A 12,062-nucleotide genomic window follows, 5' to 3' on the forward strand; every position below is an offset into this window, starting at 1 on the left:
GCTGCGGCCCGGACGGGCTCAGGCGGGGGGCTCTTCGGGGTGAGCACCTGGCTCGACGACGCCCGCCAGCTCCAGCTGCATCACGATGATGTTCACCAGCATGGCGATCGACGGGCGACCGGTATCGACCACGTCATGGGCTGTTTCCCGATAGAACGGGTCGCGCGCATCGTGCAGTTCGCGCAGCCGACCCAGCGGGTCGGCCACCTGCAGCAGGGGGCGCTTGACGTCGTGGCGCAGGCGCCGAAACAGGTCTTCGGGGGAGGAGCGCAGGTAGATCACGTGGAAGTGATCGCGCAACTGGGTGCGGTTGGCCTCCCGCAGCACCGCACCGCCTCCGGTCGCCAGAACGCCATGGGCGTTGGCAGCCAGGTCGGCGATCACGGTCTGCTCGATGTCTCGAAAGGCTACTTCGCCCTCTCGCTCGAAGTAATCGCGAATCGAGCAGCCTATGCGCTGCTCGATCACGTGATCGGTGTCGATGAACGGAAGGTCCAGCCGCATCCCCAGGCGCCGGCCCACTGCGGATTTTCCGGCGCCGGGCAAGCCGACGAGTGCGACCGCCACGCGGTGGCTGCTACGCCCGCGCGTCAGCGCGCGGCGTTGCGGTCGGTAATCATCTTCGGGGTGATAAAGACGAGCATTTCGGTCTTGTTGGCAACGCGTTCGCGCTTGCGGAACAGTGCCCCCAGGTAGGGCACTTCACCCAGCACCGGCACGCGCGATTCGTCATTGGTTTCGGTGAGCTCGAAGATACCACCGATGACGACCGTGCCGCCGTTCTCCACCAGCACCTCGGTCTGCACGTGCTTGGTGTTGATCGCCGGGCCCGCCGAGGTATTCACGCCGCGGGCGTCCTTGCTTACGTCCAGCGTCAGGATGATGTTGCCCTCCGGCGTGATCTGCGGCGTGACTTCGAGCTTCAGCACCGCCTTGCGGAACGAGATCGAGGTAGCGCCGCTGGACGTGGCCTGCTGGTACGGGATTTCTTCACCCTGCTCGATCAGCGCCTTGGTCTGGTCGGCTGTGATGACGCGTGGGCTGGACACCAGCTTGCCCTTGCCGTCGGCTTCGAGCGCCGAGATCTCGAGGTTCAGCATGCGCGAGAAGCTCGAATTGAAGAGCGAGATCGCGAAGGTGCCTGCTGCGTTGCCTGTGCCGCCCGCATCGCCTGCCGGGAGGTTGATGAAGTTGGAATTAGTCCAAGTGGTGGTGGCAGTGCTGGCGCCACCGTTGGTGCCCGCCGTGACGACGGGCATCACGCCAACGTTGCCATAGGCCCGATTCCCAGCGGACGATGCAAAACGCTCGCCCGAGATACCGCCGCCCAGCCGCACACCGAGCGACTTGCCGAAGGTATCGGACGCTTCGACGATCCGGGCTTCGATCAGCACTTGGCGAACTGGAATGTCCAGCTTCTGGATCAGCTCGGTCACCTGGGCCAGGCGCGACGGGATGTCCGACACGAAGAGCTGGTTGGTGCGCGACTCGGCGATGACGCTGCCGCGAGGGCTCAGGATGCGCGTCGTCGTACCACCGCCGCCACCGCCACCCGATGCAGCGCTCGTCCCAGTCAGCCCCTGAGCAATGGCAATCGCTTTGGTGTAGTTAAGCTGGAACGATTGGGTCCGCAGTGGCTCCAGATTCTCGATCGCGGCCTTGGCCTCGAATTCGAGCTTTTCCTTCGCGTTGATTTCATCCTTGGGCGCGATCCACAGCACGCTGCCGTTCTTGCGCATGCCCAGATTCTTCGCCTGCATGATGATGTCGAGCGCCTGGTCCCAGGGCACGTCCTTCAGTCGCAGAGTCAGCGCGCCGCTCACCGAATCCGAAGTCACGATGTTGAAGTTCGTGAAGTCGGCAATCACCTGCAGCAGCGAACGGATTTCGATGTTCTGGAAGTTGAGCGACAGCTTCTCGCCGTTGTAGCCGACGCCTTGCGTCAGCTTGGTCGGATCGACCTTGCGGGCGCGGACCTCGACCACAAACTGGTTCTCGCTCTGGTAGGCGCTGTGCTCCCAGTCACCCTTGGCTTCGATCGTCATGCGGACGCGGTCGCCCGATTGCTGTGAAGTGATCAGCTGGACCGGCGTTCCGAAGTCGGCCACGTCGAGGCGGCGGCGCAGCCCCTCTGGCAACGTCGACTTGGTGAACTCCACGACGAGGTTCTTGCCCTGCTGCTTGACGTCGACACCAACCTGGTTGTTCGGAAGATCGACGATGACGCGGCCCGTGCTGTCGGCGCCAAGGCGGAAATCGACGTCGCGCAACGGCAGCATGTCCCGGTTGCGGTTTTCCGCGAAAGTCGTGGCGGCAGACGTGACAAGCGCGGAGCCAGCCACCGGTTCGAGAATGACCAGCAGCGACTTGCCCTGGATCTCGGCCTTGTACGCAGTCGCCTGCTTCAGGTTCAACACCACCCGGCTGCGTTCACCAGCCTGAACCACGTTCACCGAGCGCAGGTTGCCCTGGTTCACCTCGATGGCGGAGCGGCCGATGGCGTTCGTGACACCCGGGAAATCGAGCGCAATGCGAGCCGGCGTTTGCACGGCAAACCCGGCGGGCACCGCGGTGAGCGGCTGCGCGAGGTCGATGCGGATCACTTCCGCGCCGGACTGGGTCGAGCTGGTCACGGCCTCGATGGCGTTTTGCGCATGGGCCACGGCCAATGCGCCGAAGGCCAGCAGACCCAGGCCGGCAGCGCGCAGCCACTGTGCCATCGTTGATTTGTTTTGGTTCATTTCGCACTCTCTTGCAGCTGCAGCGTCGCGACGCGTTCGATCCATTCACCGGCGGCGTCTTGCACGATTTCACGCAAGGCGACTTCGGTTTCGTTGATACGGGTAATGCGCCCGTAGTTGAGTCCCAGGTATTCGCCTACGCGCACCTTGTAGAGCAACTTGTCGACACGGACCAGCGCCACCGGCTGGCCGTTGCGGTTCATGCTGCCGACCATCGCCATCGAGTCGAGCGGGAAGGCTTCGAGCGCCTCCTTGCGGCGCGCCAGTTCGGGCGCGATCAGCTCCGACGTGCTCGGCTGGTTCGAATCGCGGCGCAGCGCCTGCGTCAGCTTCAGGATGTTGAAAGGCTCGAACGACGAGGCTTCGGTATAGGCCTGCGGCGTGAACTTCTTGGGCTCCGAAATGGGGGGCACCGAGGGCTTCACCTGGGCACGCTGTTCGGCCATCCAGCGTTGCAGGTCGTCCTGGCCCGAGTCGCAGGCGCTCAGCCCCAACGCGGCCATCGTCAGCCACAGTACTTTGGCGGCGATCTTCATTTCTTCGCCTTCGGCGCAGCGGCGCGCTTCTGCGCGGCCCGCTCGTCATCATCGAGGTAGCGGAAGGTGCGTGCGGTGGTGTCCATCGTCAGCACGTCCTTGTCCTTTTGCGGGGTGACGGTGATGTTGTTCAACGTCACGATGCGCGACAGGCCGGCAACGTCGGCTACAAAGGCGCCCATGTCGTGGTAGCGCCCCGTCACACGAACGGCAATCGGCAACTCGGCGTAGTAGTCCTTGACCGACACCGTGCCAGGACGAAACAACTCGAACTGAAGGCTGCGGCCAAGGCCTGCCTGGTTGATGTCCGACAGCAGGGCGTCCATTTCAGCCTTGCTGGGCAATTGCTTCTCGAGCAGGGTCACGTACTGCTGGACCTGTTCGCGCTGCTTCTTCAGCAGTTCGAGGTTGGCGGCCTGGGCAACCTTCTTCTGGTAGTCGGCCTTGAGCGCGACTTCCTTGGAACGTTCGCTTTCGAGTTCGTCGTTCGAATTGGTCAGCCAGACGAACCACAAGGCAACCAGTACCAGCGCGGTGACCGCCAGGCAGAGCGCGTACCGGGGCACCGGCGGCCACATCGACGGATCGTTCGGGTTGAGCCCGCGGAACTGTTCGCCGAAACGCTGCAACGCAGCGCCGACATCTATTTTTTGGGAGGGGCGATTGCTTGCCATGATCGGTTACCCCTTGGATTGCGCCGTTGCGGCCAAGGCCTTTTCGGCGGCGGCCTTTTGAGCATCGGTGGGGCGTTTCAGGCCAATGCGCATCGTGAAGTTCGCAACGCGGCGCTGGTCGCGCGGATTCAGGTTCACGTTTGCCGACGTGATTTCAACCAGCTCCGGCTTCACGAGCCAAGGGCTGTTGTTGCCAAGGTTGCGCAGCAGTTCCGAGACACGCTCGTTCGACTGCGCCATGCCCTGAAGCGTGACCGTCTGGTTGTCCTGCTTCATGCTGGTCAGGTAGACGCCGTCGGGCAGTTGCCGGACCAGTTCGTTGAGCAGGTGCACAGGCAGATTGCGGTCGCCCTGCAAGTCTTCGACGGCCTGCTGGCGCGCGCGCAGCGCCGCGATTTCTTCCTGCAATGTCGAGATTTCCTTGATCTCGACCTCGAGCTTCTTGATTTCGGCCGAGAGGAAGCTGTTCTTTGATCGCTGCCCTGCGATCTGGGCCTCAAACCAGAGGTAGCCCAGGCCGGCGATCAGGAGACCCAGCACCGCTGCGGCGCCCAAGGTGCCAAAGAAAGCCTCGCGCCGCCGCTTGCGTGCAGCTTCGCGGTGCGGAAGCAGATTGATGAGGATCACTGCAGGAACCTCCGCATGGCCAACCCGCAAGAGGTCAGATAGGACGGCGCCTCACGGCGAACCTTCTTCTCGCGAATGTTCGAGCTGAAGTCCATGCCGTCAAAGGGATTCAGGAGCGAGCAGGCAAACGAAGTCTGTCGCGTCACAGCGTTGGTCAGGCCCGGCAGCGATGCCGATCCACCCGCCAGCAGCACGTAGTCGACACGGTTGTGCGGCGTACTTGTAAAGAAGAACTGGAGCGCACGCGCGATTTCCTGCGCGATGCTTTCCACGAAAGGCTTGAGCACGCCGGAACCGTAGTCGTCGGGCAGGTCGCCGCTGCGCTTCTTGGCTTCGGCTTCTTCAGCGGAAAAACCGTACTGGCGCACGATCAGTTGCGTAAGCTGGGCGCCGCCGAATGCCTGGTCGCGGTCGTACAGCACTTCCTGATTGCGCAGCACCTGCATGCTGGTGGTGAAGGCACCCACTTCGAAGAGCGCCACGATCGAATCCACACCCTTGCCAGGCAGTTGCTCGATCAGGCGGGCGGTTGCCAGGCGCGACGCATAGGACTCGACGTCGAGGATCATCGCCTTCAGGCCGGCGGCTTCTGCCAGGCCTTCGCGATCCTGGACCTTTTCCTTGCGGGACGCGGCAATCAGCACTTCCACGTCGCCGGCGGACGTGGCACTCGGCCCCGTGACGCAGAAGTCGAGACTGACTTCGTCCAGCGAGAACGGGATGTACTGGTTGGCTTCGGACTCGACTTGAATCTCGAGCTCCTGCTCGCTCATGCCGCCCGGAAGAATGATCTTCTTGGTGATCACGGCCGACGGCGGCAGTGCAAGCGCCACATTGCGCGTGCGCGTGCCACTCTTGCGGACAACGCGCCGGACGGCTTCCGCCACCTCGTCGAACTTTTCGACGTTGCCGTCAGTGATCCAGCCACGTTCCAGGGGCTCGATGGCACAGCGTTCCAGAACCAGCTTGCCGCTGGCCTCACGGCCGAGCTCGACCAGCTTGACGCTGGACGAACTGACATCCAGCCCAAGCAGGGGAGCGTTCTGACGACGAAACAATGATCCAAGAGCAGCCAAGTTAGGTCCCTCTCCCCCTGTATTTGTAACCAATAGAAAAATGTGCGTTCGGTTGCATGCTAGCAGCAGGCGTAGCGGCAACCAAGCAGCGCCGGGGGGCAAAACCCTGAAGCGTTGTCAAAACCTGACGTCAAATCCGCATTTTGTAACTTTTGAATTATGGCGATGCAAGGGCAGCAAAGATCGGATCGTGAAAAGAGGACGGCTTTTTATAATGTCCGGTGACTCTCCGGCCCCTCATGCAAGAAACTTCAAGCCCCAAAGGGCCAGCCAAGACCCCTCCCCCCAAGCGCCCGACCTGGCTGAAATGGCTGTTGCGCTTTTTCTTCTGGGGCTTCGGCATTGCCGCGGCCGGTGTGCTGGCGGTGCTTTGCGTGGTGGCGGTGGCTCTTGCCGTCGCGTATCCGAACCTGCCGGACATCAGCGAGCTCTCCGACTACCGGCCCAAACTGCCGCTGCGGGTGTTCTCGGCTGAAGGCACCCTGATCGGCGAATTCGGCGAGGAACGCCGCAATCTCACCCCGATTTCCGCCATTCCCAAGGTCGTGAAAGACGCCGTGCTCGCGGCCGAAGATGCACGCTTCTACGACCACGGCGGCGTCGACTACAAGGGCATGGTGCGCGCGGGCCTGGCCAACATGAATCGCGTGAAAAGCCAAGGCGCATCGACCATCACGATGCAGGTGGCACGCAACGTCTACCTGAGCTCGGAGAAGACGCTCACCCGCAAGATCTACGAGGTGCTGCTGACCTTCAAGCTGGAGCACCTGCTCACCAAGGACCAGATCTTCGAGATCTACTTGAACCAGATCTACCTCGGCAACCGCGCCTACGGCTTCGCCGCCGCCTCCGAAGCGTATTTCGGCAAGCCGTTGCAAGAGCTCACGATCGCACAGGCCGCCATGCTGGCTGGCCTGCCGAAGGCGCCGGGTGCGAACAACCCGGTCAACAATCCGCAGCGTGCGCGCGGCCGCCAGTTCTATGTGATCGACCGCATGCAGGAAGCCGGCTTCATCAACGCCGAACAGGCCGCCGAAGCCAAGAAGGAAGAACTGCATCTGCGCGATGCCGCCGACCCGAACCGCCTGCACGCCGAATACGTCGCGGAAACCGTGCGCCAGCTGATGTACGCCCAGTACGGCGACAGCACCTATACGCGCGGCCTGAAGGTCTACACCTCGCTGGTCGCGGCCGACCAGGCTGCAGCCTACAAGGCACTGCGCAAGGGCATCATGGACTACGAGCGCCGCCAGATCTATCGCGGCCCCGAGAAGTTCGTCGATCTGCCGAACGACGCCAAGGAACTCGACGAGGCGGTGGACGACGCACTCAGCGACCACCCCGACAACGGCGACGTGATGGCAGCAGTCGTGCTCAAGGCCACGGCCAAGCAGATCGACGCCGTGCGCGGCAACGGCGACCCCGTGCAGATCACCGGCGACGGCCTCAAGCCCGCGCAGTCCGGCCTCTCCGACAAGGCTCCGCCCAACATCAAGATCCGTCGCGGCGCGGTCATCCGTGTGGTGAAGACGCTCAAGAACACCTGGGAAATCACGCAACTGCCCGAGGTGGAAGGCGCTTTCGTCGCCATGGATCCGCGCGACGGCGCCATCAAGGCGCTGGTCGGCGGCTTCGATTTCGGCAAGAACAAGTTCAACCACGTGACGCAGGCCTGGCGCCAGCCGGGTTCGAGCTTCAAGCCATTCATCTATTCCGCGGCGCTTGAAAAGGGATTCACCCCGGCCACCGTCATCAACGACGGCCCCCTCTTCTTCGACGCCGGCACCACCGGCGGCCAGCCCTGGGAGCCCAAGAACTACGGCGGCGGCTACGACGGTCCGATGTCGATGCGCACCGCGCTGATGAAGTCGAAGAACCTCGTGTCGATCCGCATCCTGCAGTCCATCGGCACGCGCTACGCGCAGGAGTGGATCACCAACTTCGGCTTCGACAAGGACAAGCACCCGGCCTATCTGCCGATGGCGCTCGGCGCGGGCTCGGTCACGCCGATGCAGATGGCAGTGGGCTATTCTGTGTTCGCCAACGGCGGCTACCGCGTCAATCCGTACCTCGTGACCCGCATCACCGACCACAAGGACAAGGTCCTGGTCGACAAACAACCGCCGCTGCTCAACGAGTCGCTGCGCGCCATTCCCCAGCGCAATGCCTTCATCATGGACACGCTGCTGAATTCCGTGGCCCGCGCCGGCACCGCTGCCAAGGCGCAAGCCATGCTCAAGCGCCCCGACCTGTACGGCAAGACCGGCACCACCAACGACTCGCTGGATGCCTGGTTCGCGGGCTTCCAGCCGACCATGACGGCCATCTCGTGGATCGGCTACGACACACCGCGCAACCTGGGCGACCGCGAAACCGGCGGTGGCCTGAGCCTGCCGATCTGGATCACCTACATGGAAACCGCCATCAAGGGCGTGCCGGTGACTGAGCTATCGGCCAATCCGCCTTCAGGCATCGTGAGCGTCGGCGGCGAGTGGTACTACGACGACTACGCGCCAGGACGCGGCGTGGCAAGCCTGGGTGTGGAGTCCACGCCTGCGGCGCCAGCGGAAGCCCTGACCGGCGCCCCAGTGAGCCCGCCGGCCCCGCCCGAGGAGCGCAACCGCATCCTCGATCTTTTCCGTAACTGACGGCGAAGACGAAGAATCAGGCGGCCGCGAATGCCAGCGGCTGACCTGCCTGCAGGGTCGCCTCGCGCGACAGGTTGCCGAAGAATTCCTCCCCGGTCTTGGTATCGACCCAGACTTGGCCGTCATGGCGATAGTGGTAGCCGCCGGAGCGCGCGGCAAGCCAGATTTCCTGCAGGGGCTTTTGCAGATTCACGATCAACTGGCTGCCGTTGGGGAACGAAATCGTGATCATCCCGCCCACCCTCTGGTTGTCTATGTCGGCGTCGGTTGCCTCGTTGATACGGTCGCAGCCTTGCTCGATGGCGGCGAGCGCGGCTTCGGCGCGGTCCATGTACTCGGTGTCGGTCATTACAATTTCGCTATGTTGAACGTTCGCCAAATTCTAGTGAGCACCCGCGCCCGCGCTGCGCTCATGGTCTGCCTCGTCGCAGGCGCTGCCGGTCTGGTTGCTTGCGGACAGCGCGGTGCGCTGTACCTGCCGACCGATCCTGCCGCCGCCGGACGAGCCACGTTGCCGCAGTTGATGACGCCCGAAAGCTTGCGGTCATCGTCCTCCAGCGAGGCGGCGCCCGCACCAGCGGCTGCCGCAAGTGCCCCGGCCGCCGCTGCCAGCGCACCGGCCAGCAGCAACAGCACGGAACCGCGCAAGTGAGCCCCGGTATCACATCCCCCGCCCTCCCCGGCCAGCCGCACATTGCCGAGCGCGACGGCGCGCTGCACGTCGAAGGCGTTGCGCTCGACGCACTGGCCCGCGAGCATGGCACCCCTCTTTTTGTCTACTCGAAGCAGTGGATGCTGGACGCCCTGGCGGCCTACCAGCGCGGCTTCGAAGGTCGCGATGCGCTGATTTGCTATGCGATGAAGGCCAATTCGTCGCTCGGCGTGCTGCGCGTTTTCGCGGAGGCCGGCTGCGGCTTCGACATCGTCTCGGGCGGTGAACTGGCTCGCGTGCTGGCCGTCGGCGCCGATCCGAAGAAGATCATCTTCTCGGGCGTCGGCAAGACGCGCGCGGAAATGCGCGAGGCCCTCGCCGCCGGCATCGCCTGCTTCAACGTCGAGAGCGAAGCCGAGCTCGACGTTCTCAACGAAGTGGCGGTGGCCGAAGGCAAGCGCGCGCCCATCAGCATTCGCATCAATCCGAACGTCGACCCGAAGACGCATCCGTACATCTCCACCGGCCTCAAAGGCAACAAGTTCGGTATCGCGCACGACCGCGCGGTCGAGGCCTACCGGCATGCCGCAAGGCTGCCGGGCCTGGAAGTGGTCGGCATCGACTGCCACATCGGCTCGCAGATCACCGAAGCCTCGCCCTACCTCGACGCCTGCGATCGCGTGCTCGACCTGGTCGAGGCAATCGAGACGGCCGGCGTGCCGATCCATCACCTGGACTTCGGCGGTGGCCTGGGCATCGACTACAACGGCGAAGTCCCGCCCAAGGCCGATGCGCTGTGGCAGCAGTTGCTCGCCAAGCTCGACGCGCGCGGCTTCGGCCAGCGCAAGCTGGTGATCGAGCCCGGCCGCTCGCTGGTCGGCAATGCTGGCGTGTGCGTGACCGAGGTGCTCTACACCAAGCCGGGCGAGGACAAGAACTTCTGCATCGTCGACGCGGCCATGAACGATCTGCCGCGCCCTGCGATGTACCAGGCCTTCCAGCGTATCGTGCCGGTGCGCACGCGCGCCGGCGACGCACCGACCTACGATGTGGTTGGCCCAGTCTGCGAAAGCGGCGACTGGATCGGCCGCGACCGCGCGCTCAACGTGGTGGCGGGCGACCTGCTGGCGGTGCTGTCGGCGGGCGCGTACTGCATGAGCATGTCCAGCAACTACAACACGCGCGGCCGTGCCGCCGAGGTGCTGGTGAGTGGCGCCAGCGCCAGGCTGATCCGCCGTCGCGAGACGATGGAAGACCAGCTGCGCAGCGAGATCGACGGCTGATTACTGCCGTCAGTTGGTGCGCAGCGGCTTCTCGCTGTTGCGCACCGCGCCTGCTGCCCCTGCTGCCGGCTTCGCCCTGCGCTTGCTCGCAAAATTCCACACGCGCCACGCGAGCAGCACCCCGATGATCGCAACGTAGATGAACACTTCGGCGAAGTTGTTCTTGCCCGCGCGCATCCAGAAGAAGTGCAGCAAGCCCAGGCCCGCGATCACGTAGACCAGCTTGTGCAGCATCTGCCAACGCCTGGCACCCATCGCCTTGATCGCGCGATTGAACGACGTGGCCGCCAGCGGCGTCAGCAGCACGAAGGCCGAGAAGCCCACCAGGATGAACGGCCGCTTCGCGATGTCCTTGGCGATGTCGCCCCACTCGAAGCCCATGTCGAACCAGCTGTAGCACAGCAGGTGCAGCACCACGTAGAAGTAGGCGAACAGGCCCAGCATGCGCCGATAGCGCGCAAGCGCGTTCCATTTGCTGATGACGCGCAGCGGCGTCACCGCCAGCACGATGCAGATGAAGCGCAGCGTCCAGTCGCCCGTGGCGCGGATCAGGAACTCGGCGGGGTTGGCGCCGAGTCCGTCCGTGAACGCGCCGTAGGCCAGCCGTGCGAACGGCAGCAGGCACAGCAAAAAGATGACCGGCTTGGTCGCCGGGTGCATGAGCAGCTTGTTCATGGAGCGATGGCCGGGTGCAGAAGCGGGCTCAGAAGTTTTTCTTCAGGTCCATGCCCGCATAGAGCTGGCCGACCTGGGCTTCATAGCCGTTGAACATCTCGGTCTTGCGCCGCTTGGCGAACAGGCCGCCGCCGTCGCCGATGCGGCGCTCGGTGGCCTGGCTCCAGCGCGGGTGATCGACGTTCGGGTTCACGTTCGAATAGAAGCCGTACTCGTTGGCCGCAGCCTTGTTCCAGGCAGTGCTCGGCTCCTTTTCGACGAAGCGGATCTTCACGATCGACTTGGCCGACTTGAAGCCGTACTTCCACGGCACCACCAGGCGCACCGGCGCGCCGTTCTGGTTGGGCAGCACCTCGCCGTACATGCCAAAGGCAAGCAGCGTGAGCGGGTGCATCGCCTCGTCCATGCGCAGGCCTTCGGTGTAGGGCCAGTCGAGCACGCGCGAGCCCACGAAGGGCATGGTCTTGGGGTCGGCCAGCGTGACGAACTCGACGAACTTGGCATTGCCCTGCGGCTCGACCTTCTTGATCAGCTCGGCCAGCGAATAGCCGACCCACGGAATGACCATCGACCAGCCTTCGACACAGCGCAGGCGGTAGATGCGCTCCTCCTGCGCGCTGAGCTTGAGCAGGTCTTCGATGCCGTACTTGCCCGGCTTCTTGACCAGCCCTTCGATCTCCACTGTCCACGGCCGCGTCTTCAGCGTTCCGGCGTTCTTGGCCGGATCGGCCTTGTCGGTGCCGAACTCGTAGTAGTTGTTGTAGGTCGACGCGTCCTTGTAGTCGGTGAGCTTTTCCATCGACATGGCGCCCGGCACCGTCGACTTGGCGCCCGGCAGCGGCGCGAGCTTGTTGGGGCGCTCGGCCTGTGCCCAGGCTTCGCGCGAGGCAAAACCGGCCAGCGCCGCCCCTGCCGCGCCACCAGCCATGAGCTTCAGCATGTCGCGCCGGCTTTCGTAGGCGGCGCGCGGCGTGATCTCGCTCGACAGCGGGTGGATGAAGCCGTTGTCGCCTTGGCTGCTGCTGTTGCGACGGATCGGGCGGGAATGGAACGACATGACAGGCCTTTCGCGTGAATCGTTGTGCTCAGGGTAGTTCGTGACCGACCCTGATTTGGTTACGCGCCGTCGCGGCGCGCGGTTTCAATTCTT

The 12,062-nt window shown here is 64.0% G+C and carries 12 protein-coding genes; 3 read left to right on the forward strand and 9 right to left on the reverse strand.

Annotated features, from left to right (window positions below):
• Nucleotides 1-18: 18 nt before the first annotated feature.
• Genes NWF24_RS25515 through NWF24_RS25540 form a run of 6 tightly spaced genes read right to left on the reverse strand, consistent with a single transcriptional unit; the run spans nucleotide 19 to nucleotide 5,654 of the window.
• Nucleotides 19-567: a shikimate kinase gene (locus NWF24_RS25515; RefSeq protein ID WP_258350980.1), complete on the reverse strand. Its 549-nt coding sequence runs from the start codon at nucleotides 565-567 to the stop codon at nucleotides 19-21.
• 23 nt (nucleotides 568-590) lie between these two features.
• Nucleotides 591-2,741, reverse strand: a complete 2,151-nt coding sequence (gene pilQ, locus NWF24_RS25520; protein WP_258350981.1) for a type IV pilus secretin PilQ — start codon at nucleotides 2,739-2,741, stop codon at nucleotides 591-593.
• Nucleotides 2,738-3,277: a pilus assembly protein PilP gene (locus NWF24_RS25525; RefSeq protein ID WP_093048542.1), complete on the reverse strand. Its 540-nt coding sequence runs from the start codon at nucleotides 3,275-3,277 to the stop codon at nucleotides 2,738-2,740. Before NWF24_RS25525 ends, pilQ begins: the two co-directional genes overlap by 4 nt.
• Complete coding sequence (locus NWF24_RS25530) at nucleotides 3,274-3,951, reverse strand: type 4a pilus biogenesis protein PilO (protein ID WP_093048539.1); 678 nt, start codon at nucleotides 3,949-3,951, stop codon at nucleotides 3,274-3,276. The genes NWF24_RS25525 and NWF24_RS25530 overlap by 4 nt, the downstream gene beginning before the upstream one ends.
• 6 nt (nucleotides 3,952-3,957) lie before the next feature.
• On the reverse strand, nucleotides 3,958-4,578 hold the full coding sequence (locus tag NWF24_RS25535) for a PilN domain-containing protein (RefSeq protein ID WP_258350982.1): 621 nt from the start codon (nucleotides 4,576-4,578) through the stop codon (nucleotides 3,958-3,960).
• The gene (locus tag NWF24_RS25540) at nucleotides 4,575-5,654 is read right to left on the reverse strand and encodes a pilus assembly protein PilM (protein ID WP_258350983.1); all 1,080 of its coding nucleotides are present in this window, start codon (nucleotides 5,652-5,654) and stop codon (nucleotides 4,575-4,577) included. Before NWF24_RS25540 ends, NWF24_RS25535 begins: the two co-directional genes overlap by 4 nt.
• 239 nt (nucleotides 5,655-5,893) lie before the next feature.
• On the opposite strand from NWF24_RS25540, the gene NWF24_RS25545 reads away from it, so the two are divergent.
• A complete protein-coding gene (locus NWF24_RS25545; protein ID WP_258350984.1) occupies nucleotides 5,894-8,302 on the forward strand; it encodes a penicillin-binding protein 1A in 2,409 nt (802 codons plus the stop codon).
• A gap of 16 nt (nucleotides 8,303-8,318) precedes the next feature.
• Here the strand turns inward: NWF24_RS25545 and cyaY are convergent, their stop codons facing one another.
• Complete coding sequence (cyaY, locus tag NWF24_RS25550) at nucleotides 8,319-8,651, reverse strand: iron donor protein CyaY (RefSeq protein ID WP_258350985.1); 333 nt, start codon at nucleotides 8,649-8,651, stop codon at nucleotides 8,319-8,321.
• Between the two features lie 36 nt (nucleotides 8,652-8,687).
• Here cyaY and lptM point away from each other — a divergent pair, with 36 nt between their 5' ends.
• Both lptM and lysA read left to right on the forward strand, forming a co-directional pair.
• Entirely contained in the window at nucleotides 8,688-8,954 is a 267-nt protein-coding gene (lptM, locus tag NWF24_RS25555) for an LPS translocon maturation chaperone LptM (RefSeq protein ID WP_375338410.1), read from the forward strand.
• Entirely contained in the window at nucleotides 8,951-10,237 is a 1,287-nt protein-coding gene (gene lysA / locus NWF24_RS25560) for a diaminopimelate decarboxylase (protein WP_258350987.1), read from the forward strand. Before lptM ends, lysA begins: the two co-directional genes overlap by 4 nt.
• A 9-nt stretch (nucleotides 10,238-10,246) precedes the next feature.
• On the opposite strand, the gene NWF24_RS25565 is transcribed toward lysA, so the two are convergent.
• Nucleotides 10,247-10,912 carry a sulfite oxidase heme-binding subunit YedZ gene (locus NWF24_RS25565; RefSeq protein WP_258350988.1) on the reverse strand — a complete coding sequence of 222 codons (666 nt, stop codon included), beginning with the start codon at nucleotides 10,910-10,912 and terminating at the stop codon, nucleotides 10,247-10,249.
• A gap of 28 nt (nucleotides 10,913-10,940) precedes the next feature.
• Nucleotides 10,941-11,969, reverse strand: a complete 1,029-nt coding sequence (gene msrP / locus NWF24_RS25570; RefSeq protein ID WP_258350989.1) for a protein-methionine-sulfoxide reductase catalytic subunit MsrP — start codon at nucleotides 11,967-11,969, stop codon at nucleotides 10,941-10,943.
• Between the last annotated feature and the right edge of the window lie 93 nt (nucleotides 11,970-12,062).

Origin of the sequence: Variovorax paradoxus (assembly GCF_024734665.1) — a bacterium.
In the GTDB taxonomy this organism is placed as follows: Bacteria; Pseudomonadota; Gammaproteobacteria; order Burkholderiales; family Burkholderiaceae_C; genus Variovorax.